Annotated in this window: 27 protein-coding genes, 1 pseudogene and 1 riboswitch; of the genes and pseudogenes, 3 read left to right on the top strand and 25 right to left on the bottom strand. The window is 50.4% G+C overall.

The window, feature by feature from the left end; genetic code table 11:
• Window positions 1-9: 9 nt before the first annotated feature.
• Window positions 10-570 carry an aminoacyl-tRNA hydrolase gene (pth, locus tag QW71_RS25500; protein ID WP_039305777.1) on the bottom strand — a complete coding sequence of 187 codons (561 nt, stop codon included), beginning with the start codon at window positions 568-570 and terminating at the stop codon, window positions 10-12.
• A 92-nt stretch (window positions 571-662) separates the two neighbouring features.
• Between pth and QW71_RS25495 the strand changes: the two genes are divergently transcribed.
• On the top strand, window positions 663-863 hold the full coding sequence (locus QW71_RS25495; protein ID WP_039305774.1) for a hypothetical protein: 201 nt from the start codon (window positions 663-665) through the stop codon (window positions 861-863).
• 92 nt (window positions 864-955) lie between these two features.
• On the opposite strand, the gene QW71_RS25490 is transcribed toward QW71_RS25495, so the two are convergent.
• From QW71_RS25490 to QW71_RS25430, 13 genes are all read right to left on the bottom strand, one after another.
• Window positions 956-1,909 (bottom strand): ribose-phosphate diphosphokinase, encoded by a 954-nt coding sequence (locus QW71_RS25490; protein ID WP_019914487.1) that lies wholly within the window; start codon window positions 1,907-1,909, stop codon window positions 956-958.
• A 90-nt stretch (window positions 1,910-1,999) separates the two neighbouring features.
• Window positions 2,000-3,400, bottom strand: a complete 1,401-nt coding sequence (glmU, locus tag QW71_RS25485) for a bifunctional UDP-N-acetylglucosamine diphosphorylase/glucosamine-1-phosphate N-acetyltransferase GlmU (protein ID WP_039305769.1) — start codon at window positions 3,398-3,400, stop codon at window positions 2,000-2,002.
• A 257-nt stretch (window positions 3,401-3,657) separates the two neighbouring features.
• Window positions 3,658-3,945: a septation regulator SpoVG gene (gene spoVG / locus QW71_RS25480; protein ID WP_036696395.1), complete on the bottom strand. Its 288-nt coding sequence runs from the start codon at window positions 3,943-3,945 to the stop codon at window positions 3,658-3,660.
• 209 nt (window positions 3,946-4,154) lie between these two features.
• Window positions 4,155-4,982, bottom strand: coding sequence for a pur operon repressor (gene purR, locus QW71_RS25475; RefSeq protein WP_039305766.1), 828 nt, complete (start codon window positions 4,980-4,982; stop codon window positions 4,155-4,157).
• A gap of 169 nt (window positions 4,983-5,151) precedes the next feature.
• Window positions 5,152-6,006, bottom strand: a complete 855-nt coding sequence (gene ispE, locus QW71_RS25470) for a 4-(cytidine 5'-diphospho)-2-C-methyl-D-erythritol kinase (protein ID WP_039305763.1) — start codon at window positions 6,004-6,006, stop codon at window positions 5,152-5,154.
• A 175-nt stretch (window positions 6,007-6,181) separates the two neighbouring features.
• On the bottom strand, window positions 6,182-6,358 hold the full coding sequence (locus QW71_RS25465; RefSeq protein WP_039305760.1) for a small, acid-soluble spore protein, alpha/beta type: 177 nt from the start codon (window positions 6,356-6,358) through the stop codon (window positions 6,182-6,184).
• 125 nt (window positions 6,359-6,483) lie between these two features.
• Window positions 6,484-6,759: a biofilm formation stimulator Veg gene (gene veg / locus QW71_RS25460; protein WP_036696386.1), complete on the bottom strand. Its 276-nt coding sequence runs from the start codon at window positions 6,757-6,759 to the stop codon at window positions 6,484-6,486.
• Window positions 6,760-6,985: 226 nt separating this feature from the next.
• On the bottom strand, window positions 6,986-7,885 hold the full coding sequence (yabG, locus tag QW71_RS25455) for a sporulation peptidase YabG (RefSeq protein WP_039305757.1): 900 nt from the start codon (window positions 7,883-7,885) through the stop codon (window positions 6,986-6,988).
• 73 nt (window positions 7,886-7,958) lie between these two features.
• Entirely contained in the window at window positions 7,959-8,843 is an 885-nt protein-coding gene (gene rsmA / locus QW71_RS25450; protein ID WP_039305754.1) for a 16S rRNA (adenine(1518)-N(6)/adenine(1519)-N(6))-dimethyltransferase RsmA, read from the bottom strand.
• The gene (rnmV, locus tag QW71_RS25445; protein WP_039305750.1) at window positions 8,840-9,391 is read right to left on the bottom strand and encodes a ribonuclease M5; all 552 of its coding nucleotides are present in this window, start codon (window positions 9,389-9,391) and stop codon (window positions 8,840-8,842) included. The genes rsmA and rnmV overlap by 4 nt, the downstream gene beginning before the upstream one ends.
• Before the next feature lie 160 nt (window positions 9,392-9,551).
• The gene (locus QW71_RS25440) at window positions 9,552-10,712 is read right to left on the bottom strand and encodes a 3D domain-containing protein (RefSeq protein WP_039305747.1); all 1,161 of its coding nucleotides are present in this window, start codon (window positions 10,710-10,712) and stop codon (window positions 9,552-9,554) included.
• 287 nt (window positions 10,713-10,999) lie between these two features.
• A riboswitch (cyclic di-AMP (ydaO/yuaA leader) is annotated at window positions 11,000-11,229 on the bottom strand.
• Between the two features lie 198 nt (window positions 11,230-11,427).
• Window positions 11,428-12,198 carry a TatD family hydrolase gene (locus QW71_RS25435; RefSeq protein ID WP_039305744.1) on the bottom strand — a complete coding sequence of 257 codons (771 nt, stop codon included), beginning with the start codon at window positions 12,196-12,198 and terminating at the stop codon, window positions 11,428-11,430.
• Between the two features lie 53 nt (window positions 12,199-12,251).
• The gene (locus tag QW71_RS25430) at window positions 12,252-13,535 is read right to left on the bottom strand and encodes an HD domain-containing protein (RefSeq protein ID WP_039305742.1); all 1,284 of its coding nucleotides are present in this window, start codon (window positions 13,533-13,535) and stop codon (window positions 12,252-12,254) included.
• A 304-nt stretch (window positions 13,536-13,839) separates the two neighbouring features.
• Between QW71_RS25430 and QW71_RS25425 the strand changes: the two genes are divergently transcribed.
• Complete coding sequence (locus QW71_RS25425; RefSeq protein ID WP_019914502.1) at window positions 13,840-14,094, top strand: AbrB/MazE/SpoVT family DNA-binding domain-containing protein; 255 nt, start codon at window positions 13,840-13,842, stop codon at window positions 14,092-14,094.
• A gap of 928 nt (window positions 14,095-15,022) precedes the next feature.
• Here the strand turns inward: QW71_RS25425 and rsmI are convergent.
• The 10 genes and pseudogenes from rsmI to QW71_RS25370 all read right to left on the bottom strand — a co-directional run bounded on the left by rsmI (window position 15,023) and on the right by QW71_RS25370 (window position 22,830).
• A complete protein-coding gene (gene rsmI, locus QW71_RS25415) occupies window positions 15,023-15,928 on the bottom strand; it encodes a 16S rRNA (cytidine(1402)-2'-O)-methyltransferase (RefSeq protein WP_039305735.1) in 906 nt (301 codons plus the stop codon).
• Window positions 15,925-16,701, bottom strand: coding sequence for a tRNA1(Val) (adenine(37)-N6)-methyltransferase (locus QW71_RS25410; RefSeq protein WP_039305733.1), 777 nt, complete (start codon window positions 16,699-16,701; stop codon window positions 15,925-15,927). Before QW71_RS25410 ends, rsmI begins: the two co-directional genes overlap by 4 nt.
• A gap of 60 nt (window positions 16,702-16,761) precedes the next feature.
• A complete protein-coding gene (gene yabA / locus QW71_RS25405; protein ID WP_039305729.1) occupies window positions 16,762-17,124 on the bottom strand; it encodes a DNA replication initiation control protein YabA in 363 nt (120 codons plus the stop codon).
• A 31-nt stretch (window positions 17,125-17,155) separates the two neighbouring features.
• Entirely contained in the window at window positions 17,156-17,956 is an 801-nt protein-coding gene (locus QW71_RS25400; RefSeq protein WP_039305726.1) for a stage 0 sporulation family protein, read from the bottom strand.
• Between the two features lie 149 nt (window positions 17,957-18,105).
• Window positions 18,106-19,080, bottom strand: coding sequence for a DNA polymerase III subunit delta' (gene holB, locus QW71_RS25395; RefSeq protein WP_039305723.1), 975 nt, complete (start codon window positions 19,078-19,080; stop codon window positions 18,106-18,108).
• A 17-nt stretch (window positions 19,081-19,097) separates the two neighbouring features.
• Entirely contained in the window at window positions 19,098-19,541 is a 444-nt protein-coding gene (locus QW71_RS25390; protein ID WP_039305718.1) for a YaaR family protein, read from the bottom strand.
• Window positions 19,542-19,581: 40 nt separating this feature from the next.
• Window positions 19,582-19,911, bottom strand: a complete 330-nt coding sequence (locus QW71_RS25385) for a cyclic-di-AMP receptor (protein ID WP_036723983.1) — start codon at window positions 19,909-19,911, stop codon at window positions 19,582-19,584.
• 114 nt (window positions 19,912-20,025) lie between these two features.
• The gene (tmk, locus tag QW71_RS25380; RefSeq protein WP_039305713.1) at window positions 20,026-20,667 is read right to left on the bottom strand and encodes a dTMP kinase; all 642 of its coding nucleotides are present in this window, start codon (window positions 20,665-20,667) and stop codon (window positions 20,026-20,028) included.
• Window positions 20,668-22,424, bottom strand: a pseudogene (locus QW71_RS37330) (aminotransferase class I/II-fold pyridoxal phosphate-dependent enzyme).
• A gap of 220 nt (window positions 22,425-22,644) precedes the next feature.
• Window positions 22,645-22,830 carry a sigma factor G inhibitor Gin gene (locus QW71_RS25370; RefSeq protein WP_039305710.1) on the bottom strand — a complete coding sequence of 62 codons (186 nt, stop codon included), beginning with the start codon at window positions 22,828-22,830 and terminating at the stop codon, window positions 22,645-22,647.
• 209 nt (window positions 22,831-23,039) lie between these two features.
• Between QW71_RS25370 and QW71_RS25365 the strand changes: the two genes are divergently transcribed.
• Window positions 23,040-23,564, top strand: a complete 525-nt coding sequence (locus tag QW71_RS25365) for a hypothetical protein (protein ID WP_039305707.1) — start codon at window positions 23,040-23,042, stop codon at window positions 23,562-23,564.
• 84 nt (window positions 23,565-23,648) lie between these two features.
• On the opposite strand, the gene QW71_RS25360 is transcribed toward QW71_RS25365, so the two are convergent.
• Window positions 23,649-24,062 (bottom strand): hypothetical protein, encoded by a 414-nt coding sequence (locus QW71_RS25360; RefSeq protein WP_039305704.1) that lies wholly within the window; start codon window positions 24,060-24,062, stop codon window positions 23,649-23,651.
• Window positions 24,063-24,356: the final 294 nt, after the last annotated feature.

The raw sequence follows: 24,356 nt of genomic DNA, 5'->3' as shown, positions 1-24,356 counted from the left end.
ACCTTGTAATCAGCCATTGAACTTGGCCATGGTCTGCTCAAATGTGTGCTGCAGGCCAAATTCAACTGCATCACAAGTATCCATAATCATCGTTTCCAGCTTGGGTCCGTCTTTCTTGGCGAACGTAGACAGCACATAATCGACAATTGCAAATCCCGGCTCCGGACGTGAGATCCCCATCCGCACCCGGTTGAAGCTCTGGGTGCCTGTGTGCTGGATGATCGACTTGATTCCGTTATGTCCGCCGGCACTGCCTTGATAGCGCAGCCGGATTTTGCCCAGCTCCGTATCCAGATCATCATAGACAACAATCATATCTTCCAGCTGGACCTTGTAATAATCCATATAAGCGCGGACCGCCTCACCGGACAGGTTCATGAAGGTCATCGGTTTAATCAGTACGGTCTTAACTCCGCCAATGACACCTTCGCCGATCACCGATTTGCATTTATTCTGGTTAAAGGCAATTCCGTGTCTGGACGCAAGCTCATCCAGCGCCATGAAGCCAACATTATGCTTGGTCTTCGCGTATTGCGTTCCGGGATTTCCGAGTCCAACAATCCATTTCATAACTAAGGTCTATCCTTTCCGCCCGGTACTCCCAGCAGAAGAGTTCCGTTTTTGGTACAATAAGTTTATACTCCGAAGACAGGTGATGAACAATGCCACATCAGGGCGATATTTTAACATTACCGCGCCATTTCCAGTACCATATTCAATATGCTGTGCCTGTTGAAGTATTTAGGGGTAGCGCTCATGTAGACATCGGTGTGATTACAGCGGTGGATGAAGGCTTTGTGGAGCTCCAGGGGACGCTATACAACCGCAGCCTGTTCACCTTCATCTCCCGCCCGGGATACTGAAACGTACGAGCCGCTCCGTTTCCCGCATCACGCCGACAAGGGTTACATCTTCCGCTTCACGGAGGTGTAACCCTTTTTCTAATATAAGCAGCTTATTCGATCTCGAACAGTTTGCTGATTGACAGCTCTTCATGCACACGAATAATAGCTTCGCCCATAAGCGGAGCTACGGACAGTACTTTGAGCTTGCTTGTCGGATTACTGCTGCGAATTGGAATGGTATCCGTCACGATAATTTCTTTGATTGGAGAGTTTTCCAGACGTTCATGCGCAGGCCCGGACAATACAGGATGTGTACAGCAGGCGTAGACTTCCTTCACGCCGCCTTCCATCAGAGCATTGGCCCCCAGCACGATCGTTCCTGCCGTATCGATAATATCATCGATAAGTATCGCTGTTTTACCTTCAATGTTACCGATAATGTTCATAACCTCACTAACGTTCGGCTCAGGACGGCGCTTGTCGATGATCGCCAGTGGAGCGTTGAGGAAATCAGCAAGCTTTCTTGCCCGCACAACACCGCCATGGTCCGGAGATACGACAACCGGGTTCTGAATTTGTTTGGAACGGAAGTATTGGGCCAGAATCGGAACACCCAGCAGATGATCCACAGGAATATCGAAGAAGCCTTGAATTTGCATCGCATGAAGGTCCATGGTAATGACGCGATGTGCACCCGCTTTTTCAATCAGGTTCGCTACCAGCTTGGCCGTAATCGGATCGCGTGAACGGGCCTTACGGTCTTGGCGCGCATAACCGTAGTAAGGAATCACGACATTGATGCTCTTCGCAGACGCACGCTTAAGCGCATCTACCATAACCAGAAGCTCCATCAGATTGTCGTTAACCGGTCCACAGGTGGACTGCACAATATATACATGACAGCCCCGGACGCTTTCCGACAGCTTAACCTGAATCTCTCCGTCGCTGAAGCTGGTAGTGTGGGACTCGCCCATCGGAATACCGATATAATCGGCAATCTGACTAGCCAGCTTAGGATTGGAGTTGCAGGTGAAAATCTTTAGTTTGGAATCGCAATAAGTCATAAAATATAAACCCTCCGTGACGGAATTTAACTTCCAAGTAGCACCGGCGCGGATTTGCAGAGTCCGTCCGGCGCTTTGGCCTTGGGCGCTTTACGATGGACTCGACTGGTCTTTCTTCGCTTTGGCACGGGAGCGGATCTTCTCCGCATAACCCGGCTTATTCTCCTGCCTTACTCTGGCAATAGCCAGATCATTCTCCGGAACAGAACGCGTGATGGTTGATCCCGCGACAACGAATGCGCCTTTGCCCACGGTTACCGGAGCTACAAGGTTCACATTGCTGCCGATAAAGGCATCATCCCCGATCTCTGTTCTCGACTTATTGTAGCCATCATAGTTAACGGTGATAGCACCACAGCCGATATTCACATTCTTACCGACCTCAGCATCACCGACATAGCTTAAATGGGACACTTTGGAGCCGTCACCGATTGTAGCATTCTTGATCTCCACGAAATCGCCGATCTTGACCTCTTCGCCAAGCACGGCACCCGGACGCAAATACGCAAAAGGCCCAACGGAAGCCCGTGCGCCGACCTCAGCCTGACTCAGTACGGAATGCTTCACTACAGCACCGTCCATAATCACGCAGTCTTCAATTTCGCTCGCAGGTCCGATCACACAATCTTCGCCGATTACCGTCTTGCCTTTGAGCACAGTGCCCGGATACAGCACAGTGTCTGCTCCAATGACAACATCCGCTCCAATATAGGTAGAGGCAGGATCGATTAAAGTTACGCCGTTCAGCATATGCCCGCGGTTGATACGCTCACGCATATAGCCTTCCGCTTCGGACAATGCCAGGCGGTCATTCACACCAATAGACTCTGCAGCATCATGGGCCTGATATCCAAGAACGATATCTCCCTGTGCCCGGAGTATACCGATAACATCAGTCAAATAATATTCCTGCTGGTTATTGGTATTGGTAACCTTTTCCAGAGCGGCAAATAGCTTAACGTTATCAAAACAATAAGTGCCTGTATTGATTTCGCTGACAGCGGCTTCGCTCTCTGTGCAGTCCTTCTGTTCTACAATCCTCTGCACTCCGCCGTCTTCGCCCCGGATGATCCGGCCATATCCGGCAGGCTGCTCCATAACAGCGGTGAGGACGGTTGCGGCAGCTTTCTGCGCTTCATGCAGCGCCATCAGCCCTTCCAGTGTCTCGGTCATTACCAGCGGAGTATCCCCGCAGATCACGATCGTAGTTCCTTCTTCACCGCCAAGCAGATCTTTGGCTTGTTTGACGGCATGCCCGGTTCCAAGCTGGATATCCTGCAGCACATATTCGGCATTGTCGCCTACATAAGCTTTAACTTTCTCAGCGCCGTGACCTACAACGACTACTGTACGCTCGCATCCGGTCGCCTTTACTGTATCAAGCACGTGCCCTACCATCGGTTTGCCGCAGACGGGGTGCAGCACTTTGTATAATTTAGATTTCATGCGCTTGCCTTGGCCTGCAGCAAGTACAACAGCCATTCTTTTCAAGAATGCCAACCTCCTACTTCTTGAACTCACTACTGAATATATCTCATTCCGGGCAAAAAGAAAAGAGAACCATGAAGGCATGGTTCCCTTTTCTTCGAACCCCAATAAAATCCCCCCACAAAGTGGGGCTTTGTCTTCGAGGCTGACCCAGGTACTTTGCGGGGACCCCGAAACATAAAAAGTCTTATCTTAAAAAAACGGCATGGCTTTACGCCGCCCGGGAGGGCAGCAATCCTTGAGAGTCAGCGCTTCACAGCTTAAGCTCCCTCTTCAATGACTTCTTCTTCTTCCGTAGCGGCGCGTTCGTACTCGGCCAGAACCGCAGATTGAATCTTTTCGCGCGTTCCCGAAGAAATCGGGTGAGCGATATCGCGGAATTCACCGTCAGGTGTACGCTTGCTGGGCATTGCAACGAACATCCCGTTATTACCATCGATGACGCGTATGTCATGAACAACAAACTCGTTATCGATTGTAATGGATGCGATTGCTTTCATTCTCCCCTCAGAGTTGACGCGGCGGAGTCTGACATCCGTAATTTGCATGTGTGTGTTCACCACCTTTTTCCATCAGAGACTTGGTGTATAATTCCACACAGCAAAGCGAAATCCTTCTTTTTCATTCCATAAAATGCCTGATAAAGAAGATTATTTTTGCAGAACCATTGATTTCGACACATTTCGTGCTGTTATCTTAAGATTCCTCACGGTTTCGACATTATGCACGGGTTTTTAATCTTGGAAATCCAGCTCCCTCAGAAGGAGAAATAGTTGCCGGGATACGCGGAAATGCGCCGTACCTTGGAATCTACCTCAGTCAGCTTTACGAGCGATACGTAATCATGCAGCAGGCGTTCTTCCTTCTCCACCGCTCCGGATTCTACAAGTACGCCTACACCGGCGACCTCAGCATTGAACTCACCCAGCAGATCAACCATCCCGCGTACGGTACCGCCTGCCTTCATGAAGTCATCCACGATCAGCACCCGCGATTTCTCACGCAGTGCCCGTCTGGACAGCGACATCGTATGTATGCTCTTGTGCGAACCCGAGACATAGTTAATGCTTACCGCCGAGCCCTCGGTCACCTGATGGTCGCGGCGCACCAGTACTACAGGCAGCCCAAGCTGAGCAGCCGTCGCATAAGCCAGCGGAATCCCCTTGGTCTCCACGGTCATCACGACATCAATCTCTACTCCGTAAAAGGCCGTAGCAATAATCTTACCGGCTTGCTCCATCAGGGACGGCAGTCCCAGCAGATCGGACATGTACAAATAACCGCCGGGCAGAATCCGGTCACTCTGCTCCAGTTGCCCGCACAGACGGTTCACGAAAGCAAGGGCCATGTCCATCGGCATCCGCGGAATATACCTGACTCCGCCTGCAGCACCCGCCAGGGTTTGCAGTTCGCCCATGCCTTCGCCTTCAAATACCTCTTTTATAATAGCCAGATCTTCACTGACCGATGACTTCGCTGCACCGTACCGCTCTGCGAAGGTCGAGAGCGGCAGCAGATCATGCGGCTTCTCAAGTAAAAATTGGGTCATATCAACCAATCGCTGGCTTCGTTTAAGTTTCTTCACGGAATGCTCCTCGCCAAAACCGAATATTATTATGAATAATATCATTTTTGTACGGATTTACACAAGCGAAAACGGTTATACCGTCCTTCCGAGGAAGGCTTGCGCTTCGCTCAAGAAGAAACGGCTTAGCTGCCAGGGCGGCGCTAACCGTTTCTGTGTGCCTTCTGGCTCAGCTCAGCGAACGCACGGCGTAGACTTCCTTGCAGAATCCGCGGAGTCCGTTATAGATCCTCGCCACCTTGGACTGCTTCGACACCAGGCCGAACACTGTCGGTCCGCTGCCGGACATCAGCACCCCGTCTGCCCCCAGCTTCATCATCGCTTCCTTGAGCTGCTGTACCTCCGGGTGCAGCTTCAGGGTCACATCCTCCAGCACATTGCCCAGGCCCGCGCAGACCGCCGCGAAATCGCCGGCCTCAATCGCCTGCTGCATCCGGAGTGCGGACGGATGGACCGCGATGTTATTCGCGCGTACGCGTCCGTACACCTCAGCCGTCGATACATTAATCGGCGGCTTGGCCAGGACGACCCAGCATTGCGGCGGACTCGCTATTTGCGTCAGCCGTTCTCCCCTGCCCGTAGCCAGGGCAGTGCCTCCTGTGACGCAGAACGGGACGTCCGAGCCTAGCTCGGCGCCCAGTTCCTGCAGCTCCTGCGCCGGGATCCCGAGGCGCCAGAGCCGATTCAGGCCGCGCAGCGTAGCCGCGGCGTCACTGCTGCCGCCGGCAAGGCCGGCAGCGACCGGAATTCTTTTGTCCAGATGAATATGTACACCGCTTCTCACGTTATAGCGGTCTTTAATCAGTCTTGCGGCCTGGAAGGCCAGATTCTTCTCGTCCAGCGGAATATACCCGGCCTGGCTAGAGATAATAATGGAATCACGCTTCAGCTCGGAGAGCTCCAGACGGTCGGCCAGATCGACCATAGTCATTATCATTTCCACTTCATGAAATCCGTCAGCGCGCTTATGCAGCACATCCAGCATCAAATTAATCTTGGCCGGCGCTTTCTCATACATTTTCAAGGCGTTCACCCACCCTCAGCTTTTCCCGTAAAAACAACTTAACATATTATATGAGAAACTGGCAGTGAAGTCCATTAACAAAAGTTGAGCAAGCTTCTACGGACCCCTGTATTTGGAAAAAGGTACCGCCAGCAGGCGATACCCAGGTTACAACTGCAGACCCCAGCTTACGGCGTTACGATTTCCGTGCAGCCTGTTCAGCAAGCTGAATGGCTCTCTTGACCATGTTTCCGGCATCAACTGCCCGTATTCCGCCCCAGCCTTCCTGCTCTACCGTTTCATAAAATCCAAGCTCCTTGGCCAGCTCTGTCTTCAATTCCTCCGACATCATGCCCCGTCTTCTGCGGCTCATTACGGATTCCTCCCTTTATGCTATTGGATGATGAGCTACTGCTTATGTAGTATGCGGCCAAGGGGCACAGGTCATGCAGCGGAAAAACAAAAAACAGCCCCCCTGCAGGGAGACTGTCCGTGACGCTAAGCTTTAATATACATAATCCGCATCTGCCCATCGTCTTCGGTAACTGTGATTTCCACAGATTCAGTAAGTATATCGGCATAGCTATAGGAGACTCGCTTAAAGGTTTGCTGCTCCTGATCCAGTTTGACAATAAATACAGAAGGGTACGTTTCTTCCAGGACACCGGTACGTTCAACGGTTTTGCGACGACCACCGTTAGCCCGCAACGTGATCTTATGACCGACGTGAGCTTCGAGACTGCGTTTGATTTCCAACAGCGCGTTATTAGCCATTGCCTGACGACCACCTCTTTCCTTGTCCATTATACAACTTTTCACAATCATTGTCAAATCAAATAAATAATTATAGATGATGCTAAAAAAGTTGTCAACGGAATTTTTTTAGCATCACGAAGTCCCGGCTTAAGCTCCTTGTTAGCGGTAATGCTGAACGCAAATCTGCCCACGAAAAAAGGAAGGATAAGCCGGATCGCTTATCCTTCCTTCTCTATATCTGCCGCTACATCACCGAAGGCGCCACCTTCAGGGTAGCAAGATTTTGCAGCCGGGGCATCCCGATACGGAAGCTCCCGCGGGTCTCAATTCCGCCCATTCCCTGGTTGCCGCTAATGGTATGGTTCAATACATCGCTCAAATTGACCGTATCGCGGATCGAAGTGAACGAAGCCTTGGCCGCAATATAGACGGGGTCCAGGGCATGAATGAGTATTCTTCCCGGTGAGCTGGCGAAATTCGCCCCTGTGCCCAGCAGCGCCTCGAAATGCGATTGGCAGGCCCCTGCAACAATCGTCAGGGCATCGAAATTCCGCTCATAATCCCGGGCCACCTGGATGGCCGCAACAAAATTCTGTGAATTTTTGTAGCTGCTCAAGCTGTAGAGATCATAAGCCTGCTGTTGCTTAAGTACTCCGTCATGACCGGTAATCACCACAATATCCGGTCGCACACGGGGCAGCAGCCGGTATAAGGTCTCCGCCATTTTGGACTCATGAATATGATGCCCTTCGGCGGGTATGCGCAACTGCTCATACAGACTCAGGCTTTTCTTCAGGTAAAGCGCGTCGCCATCCAAATGCAGCACCTTACCCGGCACTTCAAAGTAAGCAGCTTCCTTGGGAGATTGGGTCCAGGTTCCGGATACACTCTCTCCGCTGCGCTGGCTCTGCTCCTGGCGGTCTTTGCGCAGCCAGCTCAGGGATTCTATGGCTTTGATCTGCGCCTGCTGCCCCCGCTCCGTAATCCGGGTAGGAGGCACCTGCACCAGATCATCCAGCGGAGAATCCGCCAGCAACCGGAATTCCGTCCCCTTGATGACGGCTCTATTCTGCACTATATTCTCTACCCGGAAAGTCACATCGCCGCCATAAGATTTACGTATGACCAAGTCTCCTAAATTCATTACAACACCACCTCTACCCCATGTTATGGGCAAAGGTCCCGGTTGGTTCATCACCCGGAGTGTTTTCTGCTGATTATGCGATTCCTGCGGCCAGCAGGACAGCGCTTAGCCGCGCATATTCCTCCAGGCTAAGTGTCTCTCCGCGGCGGGACGGCTCTATCCCTGCTTCAGCCAGCAGTACCTCCAGACGCTCACGCCCCTCTTCAGCGAAGTAGCGGGCCTTCAGGTTATTGGCGATCGTCTTGCGCCGCTGGGTGAAGGATGCCTGAACAACATCGAAGAAATGCTTCTCGTCGGCAACTTCAACCGGAGGGCGCTCTCTGACCTTCAGACGGATAACGGCTGACTCTACATTCGGCTGCGGAATGAACACCGTCCGGGGTACCATGCAGACCAGTTCAGGCTCGCTGTAATACTGGACGGCAATACTAAGGCTTCCGTACTCTTTGCCCCCAGGAGAAGCAGCCATACGTTCGGCAACTTCCTTCTGGATCATAACGACAATGTTATCAAGCGGCAGCTTCTCTTCCAGCAGCTTCATGAGAATAGGGGTCGTCACATAATACGGGAGGTTGGCCACTACACTGATCCGGTCCACACCGGCGAAATCCTCGGCAAACAGCTCCTGCATATTGACCTTCAGTACATCATCATTGCGGATCTTTACATGGGGATAGGGTGACAGGACATCCCTGAGGATCGGAATCAGTCTGCGGTCAATCTCCACCGCTGTGACTGCTCCTGCTGTCATCGCCAGCCTTTCTGTCAGGGCTCCGATACCCGGGCCAATCTCCAGTGCGCCTGCGGCAGTATCCAGACCTGCAGCATCGACAATTTTGTCCAGAATATTCTGGTCGATCAAGAAGTTCTGGCCCAGGCTTTTTTTGAACGAAAACCCGTACCGCTGTATTATTGCTTTGGTTCTAGTTGGGGATGAGATATTCAGAGTGTCGCTCATGAAGTAATGCCTCCCTGATCAATTTGGGCGAGCGCGCGCGCGAACTCTTCGCGTGTAATACCGAACATCGCCAGACGCTTGTACAGCTGCTTGCCGTTGCAATAACCGATACCGAGCAGATTGCCAAGCTGCATTCTTCGCTCTGCTGCCTGTGCGTGTACCATCATGCCTGCGGCCATAAGATCATCCAGCCCAATTACAGCCGGTGCCCCTTCAAAAGAAGTGTGAACATGCTCCAGCGCATGGCGGATGGCCTCAGGCGAAGCATTCTCCACACCTATATCCCCTTTGCGGGTTGCGTCCTTCTCCGGAATGAATGCATGCTTGCATCCGGGCACCTTGGAGGAGACAATTTTACGAATCCGCTCTCCGGCATGATCGGGATCCGTGAGGATGATAACCCCTCTGCGTTCCATGGCTAATGTAATCTTCGCAATGACCTTGCGGTCCACTGCGGAACCGCCTGTTTCAATCGTATCCGCTTCTACGGCCCGCTTGACGGCCACGGTATCGCTTTTACCTTCGACGACAATTAATTCTTTAATCATAAATAATTTACTCCCTTACTCTAAAACGCAAAAAGAAGAGGATTCGCTCCCCTTCTTTTTGGCTAAAGAATGTATAAGTGATGAGCGGCAGCTCTCTAAATTCCGTAAGTGCTACCCCCACTATATCTTATAAACCGCTAATTTGCAAAAGACTTGCCGCTTAGTTAAGCTCCGGCTTCACAGGTCCAATCACATAGATGGTCCGCGACTTCCGGCCGAAATTACGGGCATGGCTCAGTGAATCGTAGTAAACATCCACCTTGTTGCCTTTAATGGCACCGCCGGTATCCTCTGCTCGGCGAAACCCTAATCCCTCAATGTACACCCACCAGCCAATTGGTATTACATTCGGATCCACTGCAATAGTGCGGCCTTCCGTTACGCGTGTGCCGGAGGCGGTACGTGTTCCAATTCCCGGTTCTTCCGAGGAATAAGCCGTCATGGATACGTTTTTGATCATTTTTTTGTATTCAAAATCTACGCCTGCCTTGCTCGTGACGTTGTTGCTCTTCGCGCTGACTTTGGATGATTTGGAGGTTGTTGTGGCTTTGGATGTAGTTGCAGCAGCTACAACAGGCTTCGGAACCGCTTTGGTACCGACAGCAATAACCTTATCTTTGGTTACCGTCTGAACTTCCTTGCCGACCATATTCATGGAGACTAGCTCCCCATCCTGATATATCTTCTCGATATGCTGGATGATCGCGCCCGGCTTGCCTGCCTGTGCAACTCTTACGTCTCCCTTATACAGAGAGGGGTCTGCGGTTTTGATGACCTTAAAAGGCAAGTTTACTGTCCGCTGTACGGTCTGCTTGGTAATACGGACAATCTTGACTTCCATGTCGGGTGTGACTGCGGTATCAAGCGAAGGGAAAATCTTATCATTGCCCTCCAGGCTGTAACCCAGCTTGGTAATGGCATCTCCGAGCGAATCCTCGGTGGTGTATATGGTCTTGGTTGCACCGTCTGCAGTAAGCATAAGCTTCTGCGCACGGGTGATTACGACACGGTCGCCGTCTTGTATTTCATCACTAAGGCCAATAGATAGCTCATCATACGGCTGCAGCGAAATTTGTTCCTTTGCCAGCACATCACTGAGCAGCGCTTCCCGCGTCTCCAGTGTCTGCACCTGTCCGTCTATAACTAAAATAATTTCTTTATTGCTCTGACCGTGTACGTACAGCAGAATTAACAGTGCGATAACAATCGATATCACACCTGCAAGTGAAAGTACGCGAGGATTCACTTGCTTCAACCGTAATGCGAAAGACCTGCTGGATGATTGCGAATCATGGGATACCTCTGGTTGGAATACGCCCACTCTCTCCATCCTCCTTACATAGCCCCGTCGTCCAAGTTATATCAAGGTGACTGCATCATTTCTGACGAAACTAGGTTTGAGATTGCAACAGGATACGCCCGCATTGCTCCAGCGTTTCCTGCTCATGGATCGCCTGCTCGGCATAGCTACTCCGGATATCTGTTATATAACAGTATGCCGGGAACATCCGCATTATTCAAAACAAAAAAAGCCCAAAAAAGAGTTCACAGAGGACTCTTTCGTGGCTTCTCCGGTGTCGAATACGCGGGAATGTTTATGCACGAGGTTTCCTCTCTTACTTGCGCTTACGGGGTTAGCTGTCGGGTTCGGGCATAAGAGAGACGCCCTATCTCAGGTCACCCGCTCACGGCGGTTGCCCTCAAATTCACCCCAAAGACCACGTGAAGAAATCAAATAAAGTCTGCGGCAATTCTGTGTTGTACTCTATGTACGGGCATGCGGCAGGGCATTTATTGGTTCCCCCGTTCTCCATACGGAGACTCAGCGAGACGATCCATGAAATAGTGACTGTCACAGTAACAACAGCTCACTGCACTGAAAAGATGATATCCTGTTTTGATGCATGTTGTAAAGGACGATTCAACCACGTTTACGTAAAAAAATGATTAAAATATTGTAATATTCAGCCGTTTTTAGACTATAAAAGTTTAATATATCGGCTATACTTCATTTTTCACCGCTTTTTCTCCCGTTTTCAGACAATTCCAAATCGTTCCAGTGCGTTCGCATACGTAATTTCAGCCAATTCCTGTAAATCAATCCCTTTTATTGCCGCCGCTGCCTCCGCTACCAGTCTTACGTGTGCGGTCTCATTTCGCTTGCCGCGGAAGGGGTGCGGAGTCAAATATGGGGAGTCCGTTTCGATCAGCAGCCGGTCCAGCGGAGTCTGGGCGAGCACCTCTTTGGGCACCCTGGCATTCTTAAACGTAATCGGTCCCCCGAAGGACAAATGGAAGCCGAGATCCAGACACATTTTAGCGCTTTCCCAGCTGCCGGAGAACGAATGCATCACCCCTCCAACCTCACCCGCTTTTTCCTCCCGCAGAATCCGGATTACATCCTCGTGGGCATCGCGGTTATGGATACAGATGGGCATCTTCAGTTCACGTGCCAGGCCGATTTGCTTGCGGAATACCTCATGCTGTACATCCTTAGGAGAAGTGTCCCAATAATAGTCAAGTCCGATCTCGCCGATGGCCACTACCTTGGGATGGCTGCAAAGCGAGGCGATCCATTCGAGGTCGCCCTCCTTCATACTGAATGCATCCTGGGGATGCCAGCCCACCGCTGCATAAATATAATCATATTTCTCTGCAAGCTCCATCGTTGTCGGAATCGTCTCCCGGTTGAAGCCGATATTGATCATTTTACTGACTCCGGACTCCAGCGCCCGGGCGATTACCTCCTCGCGGTCCTCGTCGAATTGCGGAGCATCCAAATGGGTATGTGTGTCGAATAACTGCATTATATTTCATCCTTTCCGCCTTGATTTCTATGATGAATTACAAGTATTTTAGGTTATTTTGCAAAAATATCTGCGATGGAGGGCGGCAGCTGTGGAAGGGCTTTCTGCAGCCTGTCCTGCGGGAAATAGAGATGATATCTGCCTCGGTGAATCCCGCTGATTGAGCGTACAATATCCGATACCTCTGAGATCTCCCGCAGCTTATCATGGCGGTCCAGAAGCAGAATCTGTTTGCTGTCAAAAGCATCCCCCGGACGGAATACATCATAAGGAAGATCTGTCGGAAAATCGATTTCCAGATCATAATCAGCACGCAGTCCGGCACCGGCAAAGCTGCGGCGGATTTCGTCAATTGTCTCTGTATCCAGATGCTCCATCTCCACATATTTATACAGTTTACGATGAATAAATCGGCTGCACAAGTCGCTTAAAATTTCATCTTTCTCCAGCGTCCACTGCATGAAGGCTGTCTGCATCAAAGCCTCGTCCAGCAGCAGGTACTGCTCCACCGTTACATCCCCGCGGAACAAATCACTGAGCGGCTCAATCATGAACCGGAAACCATAATCCCCCTGCACCAGCTCCTTGGCTCTGCGGAGAATCTGGCGCAGAATAATTTCCGAGCTGCGTGTTACCGGATGGAAATAGACCTGCCAGTACATCTGATAACGTGACATCAGGTAATCCTCAATCGCATGCATGCCGGATTCTTTAACAACTACCCGGCCGTCATAGGGGCGCAGCATCCGCAGAATCCGGTCAATGTCAATGGTTCCGTAATTCACTCCTGTATAGTAGGCATCACGCAAAAGATAATCCATCCGGTCCGCATCCAGCGGCCCCGACACCAAATTGACAACAATTTCATGCTCATACGTTTTGGAGATCACAGAGGCTACTTTATTAGGGAAATCCTCAGCTACATCACGCAGAATAGCGGTGATTTCCGTATCCTCCAGAATGATCCGGCAGGTCCAGTCCTCATGATCCATTTCAAAAGCTTCTTCTATAGAATGGGAAAACGGGCCATGTCCCAGATCATGCAGCAGCGCCGCACACAGGGTAAGCAGACTCTCCTCAGGCATCCAATCCTTATATCCGCTCCGTTCAAACTGCGATATAATCCGCCGGGTAATTTCATAAACACCAAGCGAATGGGAAAACCGGCTGTGTTCTGCGCCATGGAAAGTCAGATAAGAGGTGCCAAGCTGGCGGATGCGCCGCAGACGCTGGAACTCCTTGGTGTTAATCAGACGCCAGATAATGGTGTCCTGGACGTGAATGTAGTTATGAACCGGATCCTTAAATACCTTCTCTTCTGTCAGCGGTTGCTTCATGAGATCAACTCCTTTGAATAATATCCATAGAAATAGGGTGGAATTACAGTTATAATAATAAATATTGTCGTACTTTGTCGAATTATGACAAATTAGCAATTTACAAATCGACAAATATTTTCGAGGTTCTTTTTGGGATATATGCCTAACCAATGGCGGTATGAATGTTTCCTTCAAAGTTTCCTTAAAATTCGCCTCAAAAAAGGTTGACTGTTTTGGGAATGGTTGGTATGATAAATATCATAAAACAGTGAACAATGTCGAATATTGACGCTTTTGATAATTGAGAGGAGCAACGATTGTAATGATGAAATCAACAGGAATTGTACGTAAGGTAGATGAGCTTGGACGGGTCGTTATTCCAATTGAATTGCGCCGCACACTGGGTATTGGAGAAAAAGATGCGCTCGAAATTTACGTGGACGGTGAGCGGATCATGCTTAAGAAATATGAGCCTGCCTGCATTTTCTGCGGGAATGCTGAGAATGTAACCTATTTCAAAGGTAAAATTGTTTGTCATGAATGTATTTCTGCTATCCCTACCCCTGTGACAAACTAAAACAAATAGGTTATAATAGGAACTAATCAAATTGTTAATTCTAACCTTTTTATATCTCCTTGGCCTCCCGTTAGCGCGGGAGGTATTTTTTTGCACTTTTTTCGGGGACTTTCCCCGGATACCCCTTTATCCTATTTAAACATTAGCCATTAATTTCATAACCATAAAATTATAACCATAAAATTATAACCATTAAATCATGAACATTAAATTCTTCTTCCCCTCCCAAACCCTCCCTATAGGGAGGGCCCCAAGGGCCCCGGCCCTCTGGACACCCGGAAGCTTGGCTAACTGTGCAGATGGCGCCGGAAAGAAGCCAAGTTAGGCGGTGGACCGGCCCTTTTCGGACTCCCTGAAGGTGCGTCCTCAGGGCCTTGCCATGCGCAGTGTTCCGCCACACGCTTCGCTCTTGCGGCGGCCGTGCGGTTACGCTCTTGAGTGACGTTAGAGTGTGGAACCGCTCTCCCTGCGGGAATCGCTTTAAGGCGGAGCCGATTAGCAACTTTGGTGCGTACTGGTTATTTGCCTTCATGTTACCTTCGTGCTACAGCACGCTCTCCCTGCGGGAATCGCTATGTCAGCGCGGCCAAATGACTTTCGTTCGGGCGATAGCATAGGTGTAATATTGGATAATTGGTCTTGGAAAAACTGGATAACTGCATTCTATACAGTTATATAATACCAAAGCGTAGGTCTGATTATTTTAGTTGTATTTCATGCAATTATATCCATACATATCCTCTAAATTATCCATTTTACATAAATATAAATGTACAAACTACATCTATATCTAATATAAGGAATAATTATATCCAAATAAGTGTACAGAATACAATTATTTCATCAAGCATTCTAATCATCTGAGCTATTTCGGAGTTTATCTAACAGAAGCTTAACTGCAATAAACGTGATCAGTTACTCTATCCCCTTATTCCCGCTCCAGCAGCGCATTATAAATATCACGCTTGGCCAAGCCACGGTCAGAGGCCGCTTTTTTCATCGCGTCCTTACGCGGCAAGCCCGAGGTTTCATAGTGGGCTACATGAGCTTCGATACTCAGCTCCCGCCACCAGGAAGACTCGGCGAGCTCTGCCTCTTCTTTGCTCTCTCCCTCAAGCACAATTACGTACTCACCAAGCGGAGGATGCTCCACCAGCCAGGCACAGCATTCTTCAATCGTACCGCGCAGAAACTCCTCATACCGTTTGGTCAGCTCACGGGCCAGTGTAACCCGGCGGTTGCCGAAGGCTTCCTGCAAATGGACCAGCGTCTTAGCGACACGATGCGGTGACTCATAGAAGAGCAGTGTGCCCTGTGCAGAGCGGAGAGGTGCCAGAACGGCCCGGATATCCTTACGCTCTCTGGGCAGAAAACCGATAAATGTGAAGCTGGCGGTAGGCAATCCCGAAGCAATCAAAGCTGACAGCGCCGCGTTAGCTCCGGGAATCGGAATTACCGGAATTTGATGACTTACAGCCAGTGCTACCAGGTCCGCTCCAGGGTCTGAAATCGCCGGCAGGCCGGCATCGCTGACAAGGGCTAAATTTTTACCTTCTATTATATAGCGTATCAATTCAGGTCCGCTTGCCGCCTTATTATGCTCATGGTAGCTGAACAACATGGAGGGTGTAATTTCAAAATGGCTCAGTAATTTACGCGTCTGTCTCGTATCCTCTGCGGCAATAATATCGCATTCCTTCAGCGTGCGCACCGCGCGGTAAGTCATATCTTCCAGATTGCCGATAGGAGTAGCTACCAGATACAAACAGCCGCATCCTTCGGGCTTTGCTCCGTCATTGTTATTTTGAAAGCTGCTTTGGCAGGTTATCGTCATTGGCTGTTATCCTCTTTGTTCCCATAATAAATATCCATTATTTCAGGACAGTATTGATTGTCCTCATTATATACGATTAAAGGCGGTTGTAAACGCACCTCCGGCTTCCCGTCGCGCGCCGCTTCAATCAGTACCATATTCGCCTCCAGATGCGCACGGGGATGTACAAAGCGGATCAGCTTCGGTTCCAGCCGGTGCTTACGCATTAGACTGATGATATCCACCAGACGCTGCGGCTTATGTACCATACTGACTTTGCCTCCAGTGCGGACCAGCCGGACACAAGCCTGAATGACCTCCTCCAGCGTACAGCCAATTTCATGACGGGCCATGGCCTGATGTGAATTCAGCTTCAGGTCGCTCCCGTTAAGCGGCATATAGGGGGGATTAACCGTTATTGCATCATATACACCATACCCTGCGGTATTATGCAGCTCCCGCAAATCACCTTCATGGATCAGCACCTGCTCCTCCAGCCTGTTCAAAGCTACACTGCGCCGGGCCATGTCGGCAAGACGGGGCTGAATTTCTATCCCTTCAATAGAAGCTTTGGTACGCGTGGTCAGCAGCATAGGGATAACTCCGTTGCCGGTGCATAGATCAAGTACTCTTCCGCGCGGCGGTATACTGGCGAATCGGGCCAGCAGCACAGCATCCATAGAGAAGCTGAATACTTCGTCACTCTGGATAATCCGCAGATCATGGGTTAGCAAGTCATCGATCCGCTCTGCACTATGCAAAGGCACCGGGGTATCGTTAAACGAATGGGTCATTGTACATTCCTCCAAATTCAAAAAAAACCGTAGGCGAAAATCTCCTACGGCTGGATATCCTCATTTATTAAGAAAAGAAAGGCAGAACAGACAATCGCCTTCCGTCCGCAAATGCCCGAAATAGACATTGCAGATGTGGAAACCTTCATGGTACAGTCTGGCCAGATTATCGTAACCTTCTCCGACAACCTCTTCTTTGCCTTCGGCAGCCAGTATAGCCTCCGCCTCAGCAGAAAGCGCGGCCTTATCCAGAGGGGCTTCCCTTTTCAATATGATACGTAGCTGCTCATTCTCCAGACTAAGCTTCTGATTTGCTTCCATCAGCTCTTTAACCGTCTGTTTCCAATCTCCTAGAGTGGCGCGCATTTCATCCATCTGCGCTTCCATCTCCTGCATGTGTGCAAATATATTTTTCTTCTCCAAGTTTCCACCCCGAAAGTAACCTTATAATGGTTTACTTGACGACAACATCATCCATTGGAAGTTCTTTAACTTTGCCCACTTCAAACAACTGCACATGAACCGTGCGGCTTCCGGCATTAATACCTACTACTTTGCCATCACCCAGTGAGGTTACGACGATTTTGCCTACCGCCGGCATTTCTTCCTTCGTGCTCTCATAATTATCATGCTCAAACTTCAGACAACACATCAGCCGTCCGCATAATCCCGAGATCTTGGTCGGGTTCAGCGAGAGATTCTGGTCCTTGGCCATCTTGATGGACACCGGCTCGAAATCACCCAGCCAGGAGGAGCAGCAGAGCACCCGTCCGCAAGGTCCAAGTCCGCCAAGCATCTTGGCTTCATCACGCACACCAATTTGCCGGAGCTCGATGCGGGTTCGGAAAATACTTGCCAGGTCCTTAACCAGTTCGCGGAAATCCACGCGGCCCTCGGCAGTGAAATAAAAGATGATCTTATTACGGTCAAACGTAAATTCCACATCCACGAGCTTCATTTTGAGGCCATGATCGCGGATTTTATTTAAACAGGTGGTAAAAGCGTCCTTTGCAGCACCTTTGTTCTCTTCGACCACACGTGCGTCGGTTTCACCGGCAATACGCATAACCTTCTTGAGCGGCAGTACAACATCTGCTTCCTGCACCTCTTTTTTGCCAACGACAACCTTACCGTATTCGACCCCTCTTGCTGTCTCAACAATTACGCATTGATCGCGTTCAATCGGGAAATCAAGTGGATCAAAATAATATATTTTACCCGCTTTTTTGAAGCGGACACCTACTACGCTGTACAAAAATTAACCCCCTTGTTTGCCGGTAAAAGGAATCCTTAAGCAAGCCTGCTTCCCAGATGATTCATGCTTGTCCTTCCTCATCCGTTAAACCTGTACTTCCAGGTGCTGAAGCGTTTATCCGGAGGATCTATCATAAATAACCCGGCCTGTTAACTTTCTAACCGGATTAAGAACTGCTCCAAACACAACTGGGTATTGGTATTGGAGCGGAGCCTGCGCTTGCTCTCCACCGCAAATTCCATGTAAGCCACCCATTGTTCCGTACTCCGCTGACGGGCAGCCTTGGAAATGAAGTCTAACTGATCTATGAAGACGATACTTTCGTGCTTTCGGTACAGGAAGTAGAGCATATCTTTGAACCATAAGTGAAACATGCTGAATAGAATATCCAAATGTTCACCAAGCCCGGTCTTGAACACCTTCTGCCCTGCAGTTGCTACTGCGGAGCTGCCTTTGCCCAAAGACTCCTTTGCTAATTGTAACACTAGATTTCTCATTTCTGCAAACCAATTCTGTGCCAAAAGTTCCCTGCAGCCGTCAAGACCTGCAGTCAGTGATACCGCGCACCGTGCCAGCGGCACCGGAACCCCTTCACTGGACAGCGCCTGAAGCATAATATCCGGATGAAGCGGACTAAACGGAATGCGCTGGGTTCTGGACTGGATCGTCGACAGCAGGGAACTGCTGTTATCAGAGATCAGAATTCCTACCGCAGGAGCAGGAGGCTCCTCCAGAAATTTCAGCAGACTGTTGGCGGCTTGCACCGTCATTTTGTCCGCTCCTTCTATAATATAAACCTTCGGGTTAATTCCTTCCGAGCGGTAGGAAAAAACACGCTGAAGTTCGCGGATCTGGTCAATCTTGATACTTGCCCCATCGGGCCGCAGCAACGATAAATCGGGATGGTTGCCATGCTCCACCTTACGGCACTCCAGACATTCCCCGCAGGCATCATCCTTGCACTTCGTGCAGAATATCGCTTGGGCGAACGTCATAGCCATTCTGACCTGGCCGCTCCCTGGCGGGCCGGTGAACAGATAGGCATGACTTACAGCGTCCTTGCGTAAGGCATTTTGAAGCAGCCGCTTGGCATCCTCCTGGCCTAATAGTTCATGAAAAGACATATATTCCTCCAAGTTTGTCAGAACGAAAGGTTAATCAGCAGTCCGCGGATCTCTCCGACCCGTCCGAGCAGATCAATCCGGCCCTGCTCACTGTCCAGCAGATCATCTGCCATATTCAGCAGAGCGGCATCAATTTCATCCAGCAGCTTGTAGCGTTTGCCCCGGCCGCGCCGGTCCCAGCCCTTGGTCTCCTTCAGGATCACTCCGCGGCGGGCGGTCTCCTCCAGGAACCGTTTGATCATGTTCCGGTAGATAGCCAGTTCACGGACGGTCATGGATTTGGATAGCCGGTCACCTTGCTGCTGGATATCTTTAATCTGGCGGTTCAGTTCATCTATTGTTTTTTGCTCACTTTGCTGTTGAAATACATCGGTAAAGTTCTTTTGCTGAACAGGCCGCCGGTCAGCTTCCGTGGTCGACAATTCACTTTTTAAGGGCCTGTAGCCCGGGTTGATCTTCAAAGGTATCTACCGCCCTTATGGTTTATTGCTATATTATGCGTTAGTAATGCTCGAAACGATCAACCGGAAGGACGAATACTGTAGCTCCGCCTACTTGAACTTCCACGGGAAGAGGCAAATATGAATCTGTCGTACCGCTCATCGGTGTTACAGGTGTGACCAATTGTTCACGTACTTTACAGCTGTTGCGGATTACACTCAGTACTGCATCAACCTGAATATCATCTACCCCAATCAGAAAAGTGGTGTTGCCCGCCCGCAAAAATCCGCCTGTACTGGCCAGCTTGGTTGCACGGAAATTCGCTTTGACTAGTTCACTGGATAGCCGGTTGCTGTCCTTGTCTTGGATAATTGCAATGATCAAATTCATCTTCGTTTCCCCTCCTGCATGTTGTGTAATCACAGAATTTCTCGCAGCAGCAGCCAGCCCGCTGCAGGTCTGTGTGTAATCATTATACCTCTATTGTTTATTTGACAAAACCTCTTAGAAATCCTTTAATATCCGGTCTTTCAGTGTCTGTACAATGTCCTGCTCCACCATATGGATCGGGCGGTTGGCATCTAGTACAACAATCCGCTGCGGATCGGAATCCACCACGAGCTGATAACCGGCCTTGACCTTCTGGTGAAATTCAAGGCTTTCCAGATCCAGACGGTTGACTTCCCGGTTCTGATTGGCTGCTATCCGAGACAATCCCACCTCAGGATCAACATCAAGATAGAAGGTAAGGTCAGGCATCCTGCCGCCGGTCGCGAACCGGTTAATTCCCCACACTTCCTCGATGCCAAGTCCTCTTGCATAACCCTGATAGACCAGGCTGCTGTCAACAAAACGGTCGCAGAGCACAGTAATCCCCTCCTGCAGTGCAGGCTCGACTACTTCCGCCAGATGCTGGCTTCTTGCTGCCGCGTATAACAGGGCTTCTGTCCGGGCATCCATAGCCGTATGGGCCGGGTCCAGAATAATGGAGCGGATCTTCTCGGCGATTTCAATTCCGCCCGGTTCGCGGGTGATTAAGTAGGGCATGGAATGATTCTGCAGATAAGCCGCTACTCTGCCGAGTACGGTTGTTTTACCGGAGCCGTCGCCTCCCTCCAGAGTAATGAAGAAACCTTCTCGCTTCACTTATACTTCTCCGCCCTTCTGAATGTTGTATACCTTAATATGCTGTAAGGCGGGATCGGCACAGGCCTGGAATTTAGCCCCGCCATCGCGGAGGCTGCCCAGCCTGCCGCATATGGACTCTGTTATGATCTCTCCGGGATAAAGCAGCGGTATTCCGGGCGGATAGGGGATAACCATTTCGGCCGCCACCCTGCCCGCACTTGCTTCAAGCGATATACTCTCTGTCTCCTCAGCGGCAACCGGCTTCGTGGAGAACCGGACCGGAGCTGAGATCAGCGATGCGCTGAAATTGTTCCACGTGGAATTTGAGCTGGAAAAGGCTGACATAGCCTCTTCCCCATTATTGTATGATGCATCCGCCAGTATGGTCATGGAACTGCGATCCGATTGAGATTCTGCGATAGGGCTAGAGGCAGCGACAAGGCCAGCGCCTGCTGCCTCATCAAGAGCAGAGCCGGAACCAGCAGCATACTTGGCCCCGGAGTCACAGGCTGCTTCTGTGCCGTCCGTCTGCGGCACCCCGCAGGCTGTCTGCGCCGCAATATCCCGCAGCGCCTCCAGCAGCACCGCTGCATCCTCTGCCTTCGAGCCGAGGCTGAAGGCCAGTACCACGTGCCGGTCGTCGCTCATCTCCGGCACGATCCCTCTTTCTTCGAGCCTGCGCTGCAGCTCGAAGCCCCCCAGGACCCCGGCGGCGTCATAAATGACGACCTTAAAGGGGTCCTGTGTCCCGTACGCCGCCCCGCGCTGCGGCGGCGTATCTGTCTCTGCGGCGTCAGCATCGCCGCAGGTGCGCTGCAGCGGCCCGGCCGGCTGCAGCAGCTGAAAGCGCGGCAGCGAAGCCAGCCCGCGCCGCAGCACGTTCACGGCGGCGAGCCCCGCCGCCCCGCCGTGAAGGCATCGGCGCGCTGGCTGTGCAGCAGCCGCCGGGCCAGATCGAGCGAAGCCATCACGGGGTACGATGGGCTGGAGCTCTGCACCATGGCGAGGCGCTGGCGAAGCAGCGCGCGGTCGAGCCATGGCCCTTGCACATGCAGCATGGCGCCCATCGTCAGCGCCGTCAGCATCTTATGCGTGGACTGCACCACGCCGTCCGCGCCACTGGCAAGCGCCCCGGCTGGAAGCGCCGGGTGCTGGCCGTAATGCGCCCCGTGCGCCTCATCCACCAGCAGCGGAATCCCGCTGTCGTGACAGGCCTGCGCGAGGGGCGCAAGATCACTGCCCATGCCGTAGTAATTCGGCATAGTAACCAGTACTGCGGCAGCCTCCGGATAAGCCGCCAGTGCAGCCTGCACCGTTTCTGCCGCCGGTGCAACCGCAAGCCCGCTGCCAGAATCAATCTGCGGCTCCAGGAACACGGCACGTGCCCCGGCCAGCATCAGTCCGTGGATTACAGATTTGTGAACATTACGCTGAAGAATAAGCAGCATCCCCGGCTCATAGCAAACGGTCAGAATAAGTGCAAGGTTCCCCGCTGTGCTGCCGCCAACCAGAAAGAAGCTCTCCTCTGCGCCGAAACAATCCGCTGCCAGCTCCTGTGCCTCCTGAATTACCCCTTCAGGATGATGAAGATCATCCGTTCCGGTAATCTCTGTCGCATCATAGCGCATCACGTCAGCCAGATACCCTGCACCGCCGGTATTCCGGTAAGCTTCGCCATTCTTGTGCCCCGGCACATGATAAGATATATTACCCTTAAGTCTATATTGTTCCAGCATTTCGTATACAGGTGCCCTGCCAGGCTGTAAATTGTTCATTTGTTCTTCCTTCCCTGGGGGTTACCTTCTATTTTAACGCAAATACACCCAAACGCCTATTATTATGCGCAAAGTCTTCCAGAAACAACAAAACGGCTTCCCACACCAGACCCTGGCGGAGAAACCGTTAGAGGAACTCTTTTATTTGCAGCCAACGCGACACACATCCACCGCCCGCTCTTTATATACTTACTTGTAAATCGTTGCTGCTGCTCTCGGGTTAAGCATTCTTCTGCAAATTGATTTTCTTCATCCGGCCAATGAAAAAACGGTACTTGGCATCTTCAGCCTCTGTGCGCACCATCTCACTCTCACAATCTTCACAGATGAAATGCGAGACAATCACAATGCCTTCTTCCTTTTCTTGCCCGCAGATGATGCAGGCCTGTGCGGTTTGCTGTTCCATATTCATCCCACCTTGACTCTTTTAAGATCAGTATGGTACACCTTCTATCATTTTAAACCTTTTCATAGTTTTTTCCTAATCCTTCATAGCCTGAAATATATATATTCGCCTAATGCCTATTCGGTGTATCTGATCCCGGGTTTAATAAAACACACGGTTAGGCCGATATTAATAACAAGAGAACTTGTGAGGAGGTCTGAATTTTCTTTATGGAACCAAACACCAAAGGCGCTGCTACATTCTATCAATACAAGCTTATCAAAAAAATTAATATTTCCGCATCCCTGCTGCGGGTCTATATTGCGCTTCCTTTTGTGTTCCTTGTGCTGGAAACCGTTTTCCTATCCTGGCTAAGCATTCTGTTCATGATTATTGCCGGACCCGTAATGCTGTGGATTCAATATGTTATTTCACGTTCAGTTCTGCTGATCTCCGGTCACCCTATCGTAAAACGGTGGAAAATGTCCCTGCACCTGCCTTGGCCCGGTTATATGCCTGATCAATATATCAACTATGGCATCTTCCGCAAAGTACAAATGCATAACCTGTGGATCGGTCTCTGCATTACAGCGCTCTTTATCGTCTGGGCACCGCCTGCATTTACCGCATCTTTAGTAATATGCCATCTATGGCTGCTGCTGCCCCGCCTGTATACCCTTCTGCGGCTACGCAGCGAAGCGAAAGACGGCATGCTGAAATTTAATACGGCGGATGCCTCCTATTACGCCCAATAATCTTAAGCGATCATACATACGGGCGCATATTCAACTTGCATCCCACACAAAAAAATCGCCATCCCTATACGGACGGCGATTTTTTTATTTGCTCTTTAATCCTTTGGTGGTGACTTTCTTTTCCTTCGGGATCATTACAATGAAGTAGCCATCATGCACGGTTAAGTGTACAATAAGTCCTTCCTTCTGAAAAACGCGGGAGCTTCCAGAATCCTCATTACTCTGCTCTTCCCATCCCCATGCCTTGATCTCCTCCAGATAAGGCTCAGGTACACCCTTCTTCTCTTTCAGCCCGGGCAAAGAGTACCTTACATAATCCATGGCCACGTTCGTAGTGGTCCTGTCGGGGGAACTGGCTTCTTTAGGAACGGGAAAGCTTTTCTCATTGAGCGCACCGTCAAAAGTCTCCCAGGCCGGCTCCTTCGTTCCGCAGCCGGCCAGCATAACTCCAACTATACAAAGAATAACTAATATCCATAAAGGTTGGGTTCGCTTCATACCTTAAATCCTCCTTACCTCTACCATGCATCTAAAGACGCAAGAAAATTCAAAGTTAGAATTTATCTGTAGTTCATTCGTATTAAGGCCTCTGCTTAATATTTGCACTTTTCTATTATACTTGGAACTATCGACACGTCGGTAACAAAAATGTCACTCGTTTGTAAGCGTTTTATTTATTGTTTCTGCTTATTTGCCCTCTTTTTCTAGATATATAAACAAAAAAGCCATTGTCGATTGCTCGACAATGGCTCATGTGCTTGGCGGCGTCCTACTCTCCCAGGACCCTTCGGT

The sequence above is a fragment of the Paenibacillus sp. IHB B 3415 genome (assembly GCF_000802655.2).
Classification (GTDB): domain Bacteria; phylum Bacillota; class Bacilli; order Paenibacillales; family Paenibacillaceae; genus Paenibacillus_AQ; species Paenibacillus_AQ phytohabitans.
This window is presented reverse-complemented; position numbering and strand designations above follow the sequence as displayed.